14 protein-coding genes, 1 other RNA gene and 1 pseudogene are annotated in these 13,414 nt (G+C 63.4%); 13 read left to right on the forward strand and 3 right to left on the reverse strand.

The features are described from left to right. Positions 1–29 precede the first annotated feature (29 nt). From H7J93_RS03110 to H7J93_RS03130, 5 genes are all read left to right on the forward strand, one after another. The gene (locus tag H7J93_RS03110) at positions 30–659 is read left to right on the forward strand and encodes a hypothetical protein (protein WP_267304826.1); all 630 of its coding nucleotides are present in this window, start codon (positions 30–32) and stop codon (positions 657–659) included. 40 nt (positions 660–699) lie between these two features. Next, positions 700–1,380, forward strand: a complete 681-nt coding sequence (locus H7J93_RS03115; RefSeq protein ID WP_267304827.1) for a hypothetical protein — start codon at positions 700–702, stop codon at positions 1,378–1,380. 71 nt (positions 1,381–1,451) lie between these two features. Continuing rightward, on the forward strand, positions 1,452–1,853 hold the full coding sequence (locus tag H7J93_RS03120) for a hypothetical protein (protein ID WP_267304828.1): 402 nt from the start codon (positions 1,452–1,454) through the stop codon (positions 1,851–1,853). Then, positions 1,850–2,236: a hypothetical protein gene (locus H7J93_RS03125; RefSeq protein ID WP_267304829.1), complete on the forward strand. Its 387-nt coding sequence runs from the start codon at positions 1,850–1,852 to the stop codon at positions 2,234–2,236. Before H7J93_RS03120 ends, H7J93_RS03125 begins: the two co-directional genes overlap by 4 nt. Before the next feature lie 55 nt (positions 2,237–2,291). After that, positions 2,292–2,975: a hypothetical protein gene (locus tag H7J93_RS03130; RefSeq protein ID WP_267304830.1), complete on the forward strand. Its 684-nt coding sequence runs from the start codon at positions 2,292–2,294 to the stop codon at positions 2,973–2,975. 40 nt (positions 2,976–3,015) lie between these two features. On the opposite strand, the gene H7J93_RS03135 is transcribed toward H7J93_RS03130, so the two are convergent. Beyond that, positions 3,016–4,083, reverse strand: a complete 1,068-nt coding sequence (locus H7J93_RS03135; RefSeq protein ID WP_308204901.1) for an Lrp/AsnC family transcriptional regulator — start codon at positions 4,081–4,083, stop codon at positions 3,016–3,018. A gap of 455 nt (positions 4,084–4,538) precedes the next feature. Here H7J93_RS03135 and H7J93_RS03140 point away from each other — a divergent pair, with 455 nt between their 5' ends. From H7J93_RS03140 to H7J93_RS03160, 5 genes are all read left to right on the forward strand, one after another. Further along, the gene (locus H7J93_RS03140; RefSeq protein ID WP_267304831.1) at positions 4,539–5,321 is read left to right on the forward strand and encodes a DUF3784 domain-containing protein; all 783 of its coding nucleotides are present in this window, start codon (positions 4,539–4,541) and stop codon (positions 5,319–5,321) included. Continuing rightward, on the forward strand, positions 5,318–5,926 hold the full coding sequence (locus H7J93_RS03145) for a cytochrome c oxidase subunit 3 (RefSeq protein ID WP_267304832.1): 609 nt from the start codon (positions 5,318–5,320) through the stop codon (positions 5,924–5,926). The genes H7J93_RS03140 and H7J93_RS03145 overlap by 4 nt, the downstream gene beginning before the upstream one ends. Position 5,927: 1 nt before the next feature. Next, positions 5,928–6,215 (forward strand): cytochrome C oxidase subunit IV family protein, encoded by a 288-nt coding sequence (locus tag H7J93_RS03150; protein WP_267304833.1) that lies wholly within the window; start codon positions 5,928–5,930, stop codon positions 6,213–6,215. 73 nt (positions 6,216–6,288) lie between these two features. Then, positions 6,289–7,140, forward strand: a complete 852-nt coding sequence (locus H7J93_RS03155) for a maleylpyruvate isomerase family mycothiol-dependent enzyme (RefSeq protein WP_267304834.1) — start codon at positions 6,289–6,291, stop codon at positions 7,138–7,140. 94 nt (positions 7,141–7,234) lie between these two features. Beyond that, positions 7,235–7,861: a peroxidase-related enzyme gene (locus H7J93_RS03160; RefSeq protein ID WP_267304835.1), complete on the forward strand. Its 627-nt coding sequence runs from the start codon at positions 7,235–7,237 to the stop codon at positions 7,859–7,861. A 15-nt stretch (positions 7,862–7,876) separates the two neighbouring features. On the opposite strand, the gene H7J93_RS03165 is transcribed toward H7J93_RS03160, so the two are convergent. Beyond that, the gene (locus H7J93_RS03165) at positions 7,877–8,392 is read right to left on the reverse strand and encodes a nitroreductase family protein (protein ID WP_267304836.1); all 516 of its coding nucleotides are present in this window, start codon (positions 8,390–8,392) and stop codon (positions 7,877–7,879) included. A gap of 189 nt (positions 8,393–8,581) precedes the next feature. On the opposite strand from H7J93_RS03165, the gene ssrA reads away from it, so the two are divergent. After that, positions 8,582–8,950, forward strand: a transfer-messenger RNA (tmRNA) gene (ssrA, locus tag H7J93_RS03170). A gap of 122 nt (positions 8,951–9,072) precedes the next feature. Here the strand turns inward: ssrA and H7J93_RS03175 are convergent. Next, positions 9,073–11,610 carry an excinuclease ABC subunit UvrA gene (locus H7J93_RS03175; RefSeq protein ID WP_267304837.1) on the reverse strand — a complete coding sequence of 846 codons (2,538 nt, stop codon included), beginning with the start codon at positions 11,608–11,610 and terminating at the stop codon, positions 9,073–9,075. Between the two features lie 131 nt (positions 11,611–11,741). Between H7J93_RS03175 and H7J93_RS03180 the strand changes: the two genes are divergently transcribed. Next, positions 11,742–12,806: a hypothetical protein gene (locus H7J93_RS03180; RefSeq protein WP_267304838.1), complete on the forward strand. Its 1,065-nt coding sequence runs from the start codon at positions 11,742–11,744 to the stop codon at positions 12,804–12,806. Positions 12,807–12,963: 157 nt separating this feature from the next. Further along, positions 12,964–13,287: pseudogene (locus tag H7J93_RS03185) on the forward strand (thiolase C-terminal domain-containing protein); the annotation flags it as partial. Between the last annotated feature and the right edge of the window lie 127 nt (positions 13,288–13,414).

Genomic DNA, 13,414 nt, shown 5'->3' on the forward strand with positions numbered 1-13,414 from the left:
TGCCGACAGCCCAAGAAGAGGAGTCCGAAATGTCAACCACAGAAACCGCGAGCACCGATCTCGACGAGACTGCCAGCAGCGCTCCCAAGGTGAAAGCCGAAGAAGCCGAAGACGTTCCGGCCGCGGAAAGGCGACGTGCGACCGCAACGGTGTCGGTGCGGTCGCTGTCCGTCGGGGCCGTCATCGCGCTGCTGGCCATCGCCGTCGGTGTCCTGACGTGGCTGTACATGAGTGCCGAGCAGGAACTCGCAGCGCAGGCCCGGCAGGCGGAGAACTTCGAGCACGCTGAGAATGCGGCGCTGGAGTACGCGGTGAACGCCGCTGAGATGAACTACCAGGATCTGAACGCCTGGAAGACGAAACTAGTCGCTGGGACTTCGCCGGAGCTGAACGACAAGCTCTCCAGAGCAGCCGACTCCATGGAGCAGCTTCTGGTGCCACTCAAATGGGACTCCACCGCCAAGCCGTTGGTGGCAAAGGTGCGATCGGAATCGGGCGGAATCTACGTCGTCGATGCGTTCGTCAGTGTCCTTACGAAGACGTCTCAGGCACCCGAAGGGCTGCAGTCGACAGCGACCTACAGCGTCACGATGGACGGGAACCACGACTGGCAGATCACCGATGTTGGTGGCATTGACGCCGTGGTCCCGTCCGGTTAGGCGCATTGTGGTGGCTGGTCTTCGCTGGAAGGAGCGAAAGATGTTGCGTGGCAGCGATGTGCGCCGGGAGGGTGCCGTAGCGGCGATCGTTGCGGTCGCTGCGTCCGTGATTGCGCTGTTGGCCGGACCGGCACTCGCTGACCCGCGCGACTGGGCGCCGGAGCCTCCTCCTGGTCCGGGCGAGACATATGTCCCCTTCGCCGATCCGATCAGGAACGATGACTCTCCCGGCCCGCTGCTTCCGGTGTTCACGCCCACCCCGTCGAATTGGGCACCGAAGTACCCGTACCCATTTGAAGAATGGCGGGATCAGGTCACTCCCGCGGATATCACTGCGGAGGCTGAGCTGTGTCAATGGTACAACGCGCAATTCGAGGAAGTACGCGCCCAGACCGAGCGGCTGAACATGCATCTCATCACCGCCAACGGAGACTGGGCCGCCCCAAGCATCCCCGAGCAGGCGAACGCCGTGACGGCCAACCTTGACCGTTCACTGGATTTCATCACTCCCAGAGTCCAGACCTTCACCATCGGAGAGGACTACCTGGGCGGATTGTTCTTTCCCCTGTACGGCAGCGAGAGCTTCTACCGCCTGTGGCAACAGATGTCGAACGTGCGGGACGGAATCAAGGCTCGCATGCCCACCTGGCACAGCGGTCCATCGTTTCAACAGATGATGCGCTTCGGAAGCAAGATCGAGCGCCAACACGTGTGTGACTGATCGGGGATAGCGTGAAAACTATTCGAAGTCCGAGACTTATCGTCGGGTCGTCGGCGATCCTGACGGTAACCGTGTTGATTGCGCCCGCCGCACCAGCCGACCCGGCGCCGAGCCTGCAAGAGGCTGTCGCACAAGTCCGCGGATCTGCGACATGTGGCCAACTGGAATATGACCCCGCCGTCGAACAGGCCGCCGAAATCGTCAACCAATCGACTGATGTCTATCTGAACCACACCGCGAGACACGTACCCGTGGCCGACCCCCTGCCGATCGTCCATGATCTCGGCGTCGCCGGCGGCAAGGCCATTTCACTGTATGGCGCCGCCGGCAACACCGGTGATTCAATCAAAAGCGTTCTCCTGCAGGGATACCAGGCCATTCCGGATTGCGCGTACACGAAGTTCGGTGCAAGCATGCTGTGGAACGAGAGCACCGGGAAGAACCTCGCGACCGTAGTGCTGGTCGGACCATGACCCCGATCCGCCGACGGACCATGAGCTTCGCCGCAGCAGCGTTCATCGCAGTACTCGGTTCGATGCCCGCCGCGCCTTGGGCCGAAGCGACCGACGACGTGGTCACGTACGAAGTCGTCTCCAACTTCGTCGACCGGGCGAACATCGTCTACATGGACCCGCAACAGCGGGCGTTCGTTTGGCAGGCGGCACTGCCGTGGCGGATGGATACGGCGGTGCTCGGAGGCACAGATCGCGCCGAAGTTCGAGCGGATTGGCGGCCGAACGAACGCCCGAACAAATGGGTCACGGTGCGCATACTTCAGGGCGGCAAGGTGCTCTGCCAGAGCACCCTCGACCTCGGAAACGCGACATGTTACGGCAACACGCCACACATCTTCTAGCGCGGCGGTGCCGATGAAGCCGCACTACGCGCCCCGCCTCGGGAAGGATGACCAGATGTCCGACCAGCGTGAAAGCCTTTGCCGAGAAGCGGATCCGGTGGTCTCTGTCGCTACACCGCGAGGGCAATGGTCGCCAGTCGTCGTGGCGGCCGCGCTGACCGTCTTGTTGCTGGCCACTGGACCGACGGCTCAGGCGGACCCCGCAGCGCCTTTGGCCCCACCCGGAGAGCCGTTTGTCTCGGAACAGCCGGCGCAGCCGTCACCGCCGCCCCCATCGCCAGAAGAGCCCAGCCCGTGGCCGGATATTCGGTACTACCAGCAGTTGGACGCGAACACTTTCGCTCTTCCCGGCGGCGTGTGGTTCGTCGCTCCGACGGGACAGAACTGCGGCATTTGGGGCCGCGGCAACTTCGGCTGCACCGGGTACATACCCGGAGCGCCTGCCGGGGTGAGTCATATCGGATGGATCAACGGTGATCGTGCCGTGCACTACGACTGGTCGATGGCCGTCAGATTCCCTGCCACGCGGGCCGAAAAGCCGCTGCCTCAGCGCAGTTTCATCCAGCACGAAGGCACGAAATGCGCTGTCACACCTGACAATCGCACATTCTGCGAGCGCGGTCCGATGAAGTTCTTGATCGAGCCCACCAAGACCTGGTTGTCGGCACCGTGGACGGATCAGAGCTGGCGATGGCTAGGACCGACCGACACCAGGCCTGTGCAATCACCGCCCGGATGACACGACCTCACCGTGCCCGCAGTGTTAGCGGCCGCCGACTCTATGCCTCGGAATCGAGCCGCTTGAGATAAGGGCTGAACCGGACGACATCGACCATGAACAGGGTGTCGGTGGCGTGCACACCTTCAATCGTTTGAATCCGCGTCGATACGAGTTCGGTCAGTTGCTGGGGATCCGTTGCGGTGACTGCCACGCTGAGATCGGAGCTGCCGACGCATACCGCGATGAACACCAGGTTCGGCACTGTCCTGAGCTGCTCGTGGATTTCGTTGATCTTGGCGCGATCCGCCCTGAGGGACACGAACGCAATGACACCGGCCAAGCCCATCGCTACCGGTTCGACCATGGCGACGACGCGCACCAGACCGGCTTGGGTGAGACGCGACATCCGCGCGCGGATAGTCCCTTCTGAGACGTTGAGCGATCGCGCCGTCTTGCGACTGGATTGGCGCCCGTCGATGATCAGTGCTTGCAGGATCGCCACGTCCAGATCGTCCAACTCGACTTTGGGCGCTGGTAGCCGGATGGGGGGCGCTCCTCGCGCCAGGAAAAGCTTGCGGCCGTTGGGTGTAACCGATGTGTCGGTCGCGAGATCGACGCGCATCGCGGAAATGCCCTTGATCGCGGGGAGGGCGTAGTTGGTCAGTTGACGCAACTCGGCGCGGTCCTCGACAAGGAAGAACGCGACGACATCGTGGGTGCCGATGGTAACGGCGACAGCTTCGCATTGGTCCAGCACCGCCACGTCATCGGCGACTTCGCGCGGTGACCGAGAGTGTGTCTTCAGCCGGACCATTACGAACCACTCGAAACCGGCTGCTTCCCAATCGATCAGAGCTGTGAAGATGAGCGCGCCGCTCGCCGTCAACTTGCGGAGTCTAATGCTGACCGCGGATTCGCTGATTCCTGCCAGCGCGGCCAACTCGCGGTTCGTCATCTTGCCGTCGTTCAGCAACGATTCGATCAGGATGCGATCGAGGTCATCGAGATTCGCGCGGGGTAGCGCGGAGATGTCGCTCCCCGGCAGGAGTGCTACACCCGCCGAGGCCCCCTGCGTGGCCGGCGGCGATAGACGCATGTCCTTGGCGTCAGTGGAGTCGTCTCGCATCAATTAGCTGCCATCTCACCGGAGGTGGCGACCGGGCCGGCGCTGGAGTTGTCGAGGTTGTTGTGCGTAACGAAGGGTGGCTGATCGAGGCTTGGGCTCGGCAATGTCTCGGTTTCTCCCGTGGCGTGACGTTCGAATTTGCGCAGCTAAACAACAAATATTATGCGCATTCGGGGGCTGATGCGGCGGATCATCGAAAGTGATGTCCGCTATATTCGCCCGGCTGAGAGTCGGCTGATTCTTTAAGTCATGGCGCTGAATACTGCCCAATATGTCGAGAGGGAAGCGATGACTCGCGACAATGCGTAGGAAAGCTAGATGAATGCTACGCAATCCCGGTGCTCAGGGGTCTGGTGTGTGTCATGCTGATAGTCGCGTTCGGCGCGGCGGCCATCTCCGGCTCGCCGCCCGCCAGCCTTACGTCCTGTTGAGGCCCGGATCGACGAGGAGTTCTTTTGACCGAGCCAGTGTCTTCTGACAATCCTCCTGCCGTCCGACTGTTCGGCATCTTCTCCGGTTTCGGGATCTTGACGTTCATTGGCCTTGGGTTCCTGCTTGCGGGTTTCCTGCCCCCGCCCGGACCGAACGCCGCCGACGTGACGGCGGCCTACTTCCACGAAAATGTCGATCTCAAGAGGCTCGGCGTCATTCTGGTGATCGTCGGGGGCACGTTCTTCATGCCGTTCGGCGTCGCCATCGCTGACCGGTTGCGCCGCGTGCGGGGCGTCGGACTCGTCGCTGCGGTCACCGAATTCGGCTCGGCTGTCATCGCCGCAACGTTGATGATGATCTGCGGGTCGATGATGTTGGTAGGACTGTTGCGTCCGGATATGCCTGACAGCACATATCAATTGCTGAACCACGTGACCTGGCTGGCTCTCATCGGGTTGTGGCAGCCCGGTGCGGTCCAGGCGGCGTCCACCGCGTGGGCGGTCCTCAGCGACAAGGCATCAACTCCGATCTTTCCCCGGTGGGTTGGCTGGTACAGCCTGTGCATGGCGTTCGGTTCGCTCACTGGGTCGCTGATTCCCTTCTTCACCAGCGGGCCCTTCTCGTGGACTGGGTTCATCAGCTTCTGGATCGCCGGCGCGATCTTCTTTGCCTGGTACATCATGCTTCTGATTCAGCTGATTCTCGGGCACCGCCGTAGCCTCGCGCTCGAACGAGATAGCGGATTAAAGGGCGACCAATCGGCCGGCACCGCGCGCACCAACCGACCGAAGGTGACCGCGCGATGACGAGTCAATCGCTGGCGACCACCCCGACCACGGCGCCGCCGGCTCGTCGACCCGGTGTCGTTCCCGGCGAGGCCGGGGTATGGGTCTTCATCCTCACCGAAATGGCGATATTCACAGCGCTTTTCGGTGTGATCGTATGGAACCGTGCGCATGATCCGGCGATGTTCGCCGACGGCCAGTCAGTTCTGAATCAGCCATTGGGCTTGGTCAACACAGTCGTGTTGATCATTGGATCGGCATTGGTCGTACTGGCCATCGATGCGTCACAACGTGATCGGTATCGGGAGGCGTCACAACGCCTGATCGCGGCCATGGCATGCGGGCTGGTCTTCCTCATCATCAAGGTGGCGGAATACGGCATGGCGATGGACCACGGGATGTGGATCCATACCAACACCTTCTGGATGCTGTTCTTCGCAGTGACGGGTGCGCATCTGGTCCACGTGCTCGTCGGGACCCTGGTCCTCGGGCTGATCCGGCCACGCACGGCCTCCGGTCTGAGCGGGCCGCGAGATCGTGAGTTGTTCGTGTCGGCGACGTGCTACTGGCACATGGTCGACCTGTTGTGGCTGGTCCTCTTCCCGCTCTTCTATTTGGTGAACTGAAATGGTGCTGATCGAAACACGTTCGGGTACAACCAAAACGACGGCCATTGTCGTCGGAGTGGTGCTGGCGGTGCTGACCGCGGGTTCCTACCTGCTCGGCATCGACCATCTGCTCGGTTTCAGCAGGCTGGCGATGGCCGTCATATTGGTCGTCGCCTTCGTCAAGGTGTTCCTGGTGACGCAATACTTCATGGACATCCGCCATTCGCCGACCTGGCTGAAGCTGATTGTCCACGGATGGACGATATTGACCGCCGGCATCGTCATCGGTCTCTACGTCGGCCTCTAGGACGGCGCCGCCGTCTCATTCGGACCCGCGATTTCGTGGACGCTCGGGTGCCGCGAGGGCTAGCGTCGGGTGGGTGAGCAGCCCCTCGCGTCCCGTCACCGTGCTCGACAAGCCGGCCGTGCTCTCCGGGCTCTTCGCCGTGTGGAGAGACATCGACGAGCTCGTCGGCAACCTCAGCGGCACCGACTGGCAGACGCCCACGCCGCTGCCCGGCTGGAACGTGCACGACGTGGTCTCCCACCTCATCGGTACCGAATCCATGCTCCAGGGCGTCGAAACCCCGGAGGCCGACATCGACGTGTCGACGCTCGAACACGTCCGCAACGACATCGGCGTCATGAACGAGCGCTGGGTGCGCAACCTCCGGACCCTCAGTGCCGAGGCGCTGCTCGACATGTTCCGCGCCACGACCGCGGAGCGGCGACAAGCGTTGTCCGATCTATCCAATGCCAAGTGGAACGACGTGACCTTCACACCGGCCGGACCGGATAGCTACGGCCGGTTCATGCGGGTGCGCACCTTCGACTGCTGGATGCATGAGCACGACATCCGTGCCGCGGTCGGCGTCCCCGCCAGTGCGGGGGAGCTCGTCGGGCCCGCCTCTGATTTCGCGTTGGACGAGATGGCGGCCAGCATGGGCTTCGTCGTCGGCAAGCTGGGCGGCGCGCCCGACGGATCGCGCGTCTCGTTCGAGCTGACGGGACCGCTGGGGCGGACGATCAACGTGGCGGTCGAGGGCCGCGCGAAGGTCGTCGACGACTTCGGCGACGAGGACCCCACCTCGACGATCCAGCTCGATGGACTGCTGTTCGCCCGACTCGCCGGCGGACGCACCCCGCTGGAGCAGCACGCCGACGCGATCACCTACGGCGGCGACGAGGCCGTCGGCAGGCGAATCGTCGAGCACCTCAACTACGTGATCTGAGCACCAGGCACCAATCACCGACTCGCGCGCAAGGTTTGAATTCTGGTGTGGCCGAACTGTTGGCGGCGACCGTCATCGGCCGCATGCTCCTGTCATGACGACTATTGCGGATGCCCCTGCCGCTGCTACCAATGGCCTCACGCCCACCCGGATCTCGCGGCTCGACGTCCCCGAGGTTGACAAGCTCAAGAACCCCGCGGTGCGCGGCTTCTTCACCAAGCAGCAGCGCGAGGAAGGTCTGACATCCAACTGGTTCCGCGCGCTGTCACTGAACGAAGACGACCTCGGCCGGCTCAACGCCTACCTGCTGCCGCTGCTCGGGACCGACGGCCGCGGCGGCCTGACCGCGCGTGAGCGCGAGGTCATCGCCACCGTCGTCTCCGGAGAGAACCGGTGCGCCTACTGCCACACCAACCACGCCCACAAACTCGGGAAGGTCGCGGGCGACTGGTCTTTCGGTCAGCGCGTCGCGATCGATCACCATCAGGTCGCCGAGCTCACCGAGCGCGAGCGGGCGCTCGCCGACCTCGCCGTGGCGGTGAACAATGACCCGCAGTCCATTCGCGACGCGGACTTCGACCGGTTGCGGCAGCTGGGGCTCGACGATCACCTCATCCTGGAGGGCATCTCGATCGCCGCGTTCATCGGCGCGACCAACCGGATCGGCATCGCCCTGTCGGTGCCGCCGAACCCCGAGTACACCGGCGTCCCGAACCACTGACCGCCGACGGGCTGCTCACCAGCGTCCGCGGTGGACGACTTCGGCGAACGGGCGGCGGTTGGGGTTGACGATCGGCTTCAGCGGGCGGTCGGCCGGATAGCCGATGCCGAGCAGGTACGCGACGATGTGATCGTCGGGCACACCGAGGATCGTGCGGGCCTTCTCCTGGTCGCCCACCGACGAGTGGCCTGTGCCGATGCCGAGGTCGGTCGCCGCAATCATCATCGCCAGCGTCGCTTGACCCAGGTCGTACTGATCGATCAGCTTTGTCCGCTCGTCGGGCGGTGCCGGGATGACCAGTGCGATCGCCGCCGGCGCGGCCGCGATGTGACGCGCGCCCTGCCAGACCGTCGAGAGCTGCTCGAGCTGTTCGCGATCGGTGACGATGATGAAGTCCCAGTGCTGGCGGTTAGAGGCCGACGGCGCGCGCCAGCCGGCCTCCGCGATGCGGTCCAAATCGTCGTCGGGGATGGGGTCGGCCAGATAGCTCCGTACGTTGCGTCGGGCCCGGATCGCGTCCCAGGCTTCCATGTCGTCCTCCGCTCTCGCAGCCATTTCCCGTAGCGACAAACGGGGGCCGCGGCTCGAATATTTCGTCCCGGATCCGGCGATCGTGGATTTGAACAGCAGAAATAGCCCGACGCGGGAAGAAACCCTTGGCCTGCGCTGTTGTTGCTCGCGTAGAATGAATCGTCCTGCCGAAGGTCGGCGGGGATGCGAGGGGCTGAACGGTTTCGACTTCGCGCATCGAATCAAGGGAAGCGTGCCGGTGCAGGCAAGAGACCACCGTAAGCGTCGTTGCAACCAATTAAGCGCCGATTCCAATCAGCGCGACTTCGCACTCGCTGCCTAAGCGACTGTGAGTCCGTCAGACCGGGAGAGCCCTCGACCCGGACCCTGGCGTCATCTAGAGGGATCAACCGATGAGTTCGGTCGCGGGACTCGTCGGGACACCAAACAGCGACTGGGATCGTCATCCTGACTTGTTCGCGTGATCAGGAGATCCGAGTAGAGGCATAGCGAACTGCGCACGGAGAAGCCTTGAGGGAATGCCGTAGGACCCGGGTTCGATTCCCGGCAGCTCCACCGATAAGCGGGCCAGGTCGAGAGACCTGGCCCGCTTTATTTTGGGCTCATCCCGAATTGGGGTCGGCAGGAGAAAGCTGGCTGGTGCATTGGGCGCCGAAGCAACGGATCTGTGAGCTGGTTCATCAGGACGTCGCCAACTGCTTCGCGAGGTAGGGGGCTGTACGGCTGTGTTTGGCTCGTGCCACCTTTTTCGGCGGACCAGCCGCGACCACCCGACCGCCGTTGGTGCCCGCGCCCGGTCCCATGTCGATCACCCAGTCGGCGCCCGCGACCATGCGCATGTCGTGTTCGGCCACGACCACGGTGTTGCCCGCGTCGACTAGGCGGTGCAACTGATCGTCAAGCAGATCCACGTCGGCGGGATGCAGCCCGGTGGTCGGCTCGTCGAGGACATAGAGGGTGTGTCCTCGACGGGGCCGCTGTAGTTCGGAGGCGAGCTTGATCCGCTGCGCCTCGCCGCCCGATAGCTCGGTCGCGGGTTGTCCGAGACGCAGATAACCCAGTCCGACCTCTTGCAGTGTGGTCAGGCTCCGCGCTGCGCTGGCGACGTCGACGAAGAATCCCGAGGCCTCGTCGACGGTCATCGCGAGTACATCAGCGATCGTCCGATCTCGATAGCGCACCTGGAGGGTCTCTTCGGAGTAGCGGGCGCCTTCACAGGCCGGGCAGGTGGCGTATGTGCCCGGCAGGAACAACAATTCGACTGACACGAAGCCCTCGCCCTGACAGGTGGGGCAGCGACCTTCAGCCACGTTGAACGAAAACCTGCCGGCGGTCCAACCGCGGCGACGCGCCATCGGGGTCGCGGCGAACTCCCTACGGACGGCGTCGAACAAACCGGTGTAGGTCGCCAGCGTCGAGCGCGGCGTGCGGCCGATTGGGCGCTGGTCGACGGATACCAGCCGATTGATCTTTTCGACACCGTCTGCGGTCACACCGATGCTGGCGTCATGATCGAGATCGATGAACTCGGTCTCAGCCTCGTCATCGTCGGTGGTGGCGGGATCGGGCGTGCGCCCCGTGCCGAGGTGGCTGCTCACCACATCGCCGAGAACCTTGACGACAAGCGTCGACTTGCCTGACCCGGACACTCCGGTGACCGCCGTGTACACGCCCAGTGGTAGGTCCACGTCGACGTCTCTCAAATTGTGGAAGTGGATCCCACGCAGCCGCACTAGCCCCGACGCAGTGCGGGGTTGACGAGGCGCCGGCGCGACCTCTTCGAACAGGTACCTGCGAGTGACCGACCCCTCGACGTTGGCGAGACCCGGCACAGGGCCGCTGTAGAGCAGGTCCCCGCCGAGTTCGCCGGCCCCGGGTCCGACGTCGACGATCCAATCGGCACGACGGACCACGTCCATGTCGTGCTCGACCACGAACAACGAATTGCCCGCCCGCCGCAGCCGATCGAGCACCTCGAGCAGCGGTTCGGCGTCAGCGGGATGCAGTCCAGCCGACGGCTCGTCGAGCACGTAGAGCACGCCGAACAGGCCGGCACGCAGTTGTGTGGCCAGCCGCAACCGCTGCAGTTCGCCGGGTGACACCGTCGGAGTGCGGCGACTGAGCGTGAGATAGCCGAGGCCGAGATCGATGAGTATCTGAAGCCTTGCAACAAGATCGGAGGCGATCATGGTTGCCACTTCTGTGAGCTCGCCGGATTCCGTCGATTCATAGGCTGCGGCAGCATCGGTCCGAGAAGCAGTCGGGCGCAACGTGTCCGCAAGGTCGGCAAGGGGCATCGCGGCGTAGTCGGCGATGGTGCGCCCGTCGAACGTCACTTTGAGTGCGTCGGGTCTTAGCCCGGAGCCGCCGCACAGCGGGCAATCGAGGCTGTTTACGAATTGCAGCACGCGGCGACGCATCATCGCGCTGTGCGAGTTGGCCAACGTGTGGCGCACGTGGCGCTCCGCACTGGAGAACGTGCCGTTGTAGTAGTAATCGGCCTGCACAGGGTGCTGGCCCGGATCGATTTCCACCGTCGGCTGGTCATCAGTGAACAGAATCCAATCGCGTTGCCGCTTTGGGAGTTTCCGCCACGGCTTGTCGATGTCGTAGCCGAGAGTGACGAGGATGTCGCGCAGGTTCTGGCCCTGCCACGCACCTGGCCACGCGGCGACGGCACCTTCGCGGATGGTCAGCGACGGGTCTGGCACCAGTGTCTCTTCGGTGACTTGGTGGACTCGTCCAAGCCCGTGACACTCAGGGCATGCTCCGATCGCCGTGTTCGGGGAGAACGCGTCGGAGTCCAGCCGTTCGGTGGCCCCGCGCGGGTAGGTCCCGGCGCGAGAGAAGAGCATCCTCAGAAGGTTCGACAGCGTGGTGACTGTACCGACCGTCGACCGCGACGTCGCCGAACCTCGGCGTTGTTGCAATGCGACTGCAGGGGGTAGCCCGGTGATGTCATCCACCTTTGGCGCGCCGGTTGGCAGGAGCAGGCGACGGGCGTATGGGGCGACGGACTCGAAGTAGCGCCGTTGGGCCTCGGCGTAGATAGTTCCGAAGGCCAACGACGATTTGCCGGATCCGGAGATTCCGGTGAATGCGACCAGCGCGTCACGCGGCGCCACGAGATCGACGCCCCGGAGGTTGTGCACCCGCGTCCCGTACACACGCACGAAAGGGTCGATGTCGTCGGTGCTTCGATAGGACTTTTCTGTCATCGCGCTCCCACGGGTACCCATGCTGCGGTACGCGAATCTTCGCAGTTCGGACGCGTTTCGGCCGAGTGGATCCCAAACTCAGGGCAATCGGTGAACGTTTCGCCACATGGGTTGCGGGTATGCGACGCTTAATGTCATTCGGCCCGTCATCAATATTGATAGTCGCCGATCCCGGTGCTCCGGCGGCCATCGCCGAACGTCTTGCTGATTCACTACCGGATGCGCTGGCGGACGCGGCTTCCGCGGATGGCACGTGGCGCGTATCTGTGCGACGCGACTCCTACCCGGTCGATGAGCACGCCGAGGTCGTAGACGTAATCCGCGCCGTCGACCCGGCAGGCGAGACCGAGGACATCGTCATCTACCTCACCGATCTGCCACGACTTCTCGGGACGACGCCAGTAATAGCTGATATCAGCCTTGGCAGCCTGTTCGGACTGATTTCCATCCCCGGGGTTGGCGGCTTGTTCATCTATCGCCGGGTGAGGAACTTGGCGCAGACAATTGTGGCCGAGGTGATGCACCAGTCGGACGAGCGAGAGAAGCAACACCGGTCCGTGAAGCGGCTGAAGCGAACACAGGAGGACGATGTCGTCCGCTACGTCGCGTCGACGGGTCTGTCCCGTCTGCAACTTCTGGCAGGCATGGTTTACGCAAACCGCCCGTGGCTATTGGCCGCTGGTCTGTCCAAGGTGATGATGGCAGCGTTCGCAACTGGGGCCGTGAGCCTTGCGTATCCAACGATTTGGCAGCTGTCCGACACGATGGGCCCCTGGCGCTTAAGCGCGACAACGGTTTTGGCAACCACAGCGATGATCGCGTGGCTCATCCTTGACCACAAACTATGGGAACGGCCGCATTCGGTCGACGAACGCGAACGCGCGGAGTTGTACAACACAGCGACTGTCGTCACCCTGACCATCGGCGTCGCTATTCTTCACATCGGGCTGTTCCTGCTGCTGCTGTTGACGGCCTGGTGGACGCTTCCGCCGCAACTGGTCGCGCGGAACATCGGCCATTCCGTTGATTTCTCAACCATTTTGCACATGGCCTGGCTGGTGGCGGCCGTCGCGACATTGGGCGGTGCTTTGGGTTCAGGGCTGGAGGATGACGAGGCCGTCAAGGCCGCGGCCTATGGGGTGCGGCAGCGCCAGCGATTCGAGCGTCGAACTGCAGGCTCAGGCTCACCCAGATGATGATGGTGACCCGCCGTCGCTTCAGAGCTGCCGACCCAGGATTTGAAGAACATCGGCGCCATCCATGCGGGCATGCACTCGCAGGGTTTCGACGGTCTCTGGTTGAACACCGCGCAGGAGATGTCGTAAGGGACCGGACGATTTCACGGTCGCCGATGTCGATTACGCGTCGCTGTACGACGGCTTCAGTGTTTTCGTGCTGTGTTGGTTGGAAGACCTCGGCTTCTGCAAGGTGGGCGAGTCAGGCGAGTTGGTTGCCGACCCGGCGCGCATCTCGCTCGGGGGCGAACTGCCGACCAACACCGCAGGCGGTCAGTTGTCCGGCGGACGACTTCACGGATTCGGCCACCTGCATGAGGCGTGTCTTCAGGTCCGCGGCGAAGCAGGCGCGCGGCTGGTCGATGACGTCGGCCTAGCAGCCGTCGGGGTAGGCGCCGCCAACAGCGGAACGACTGCCATGTTGCTTCGCCGGTCGCGATAGGACGCTAGTGTCCTGAGTCATTAATTGACCTTTAGCGGTTAGACTTGGTGGGTGCCGAACCCTGTTGCGCCGGTTGTGCGCTTGACCGAGGATGAGCGTTCTGAGTTGGTGTCGTGGTCGAGGCGGT

Source organism: Mycobacterium barrassiae (genome assembly GCF_025822765.1).
GTDB lineage: Bacteria > Actinomycetota > Actinomycetes > Mycobacteriales > Mycobacteriaceae > Mycobacterium > Mycobacterium barrassiae.

Excerpts from the sequence above, each read along its gene's own strand:
- H7J93_RS03110 (WP_267304826.1), top strand. The coding sequence starts at position 30 with ATGTCAACCACAGAAACCGCGAGCACCGATCTCGACGAGACTGCCAGC.
- H7J93_RS03115 (WP_267304827.1), top strand. The coding sequence starts at position 700 with ATGTTGCGTGGCAGCGATGTGCGCCGGGAGGGTGCCGTAGCGGCGATC.
- H7J93_RS03125 (WP_267304829.1), top strand. The coding sequence starts at position 1,850 with ATGACCCCGATCCGCCGACGGACCATGAGCTTCGCCGCAGCAGCGTTC.
- H7J93_RS03130 (WP_267304830.1), top strand. The coding sequence starts at position 2,292 with ATGTCCGACCAGCGTGAAAGCCTTTGCCGAGAAGCGGATCCGGTGGTC.
- H7J93_RS03135 (WP_308204901.1), bottom strand. The coding sequence starts at position 4,083 with ATGCGAGACGACTCCACTGACGCCAAGGACATGCGTCTATCGCCGCCG.
- H7J93_RS03145 (WP_267304832.1), top strand. The coding sequence starts at position 5,318 with ATGACGAGTCAATCGCTGGCGACCACCCCGACCACGGCGCCGCCGGCT.
- H7J93_RS03150 (WP_267304833.1), top strand. The coding sequence starts at position 5,928 with ATGGTGCTGATCGAAACACGTTCGGGTACAACCAAAACGACGGCCATT.
- H7J93_RS03160 (WP_267304835.1), top strand. The coding sequence starts at position 7,235 with ATGACGACTATTGCGGATGCCCCTGCCGCTGCTACCAATGGCCTCACG.
- H7J93_RS03165 (WP_267304836.1), bottom strand. The coding sequence starts at position 8,392 with ATGGAAGCCTGGGACGCGATCCGGGCCCGACGCAACGTACGGAGCTAT.
- H7J93_RS03175 (WP_267304837.1), bottom strand. The coding sequence starts at position 11,610 with ATGACAGAAAAGTCCTATCGAAGCACCGACGACATCGACCCTTTCGTG.
- H7J93_RS03180 (WP_267304838.1), top strand. The coding sequence starts at position 11,742 with ATGTCATTCGGCCCGTCATCAATATTGATAGTCGCCGATCCCGGTGCT.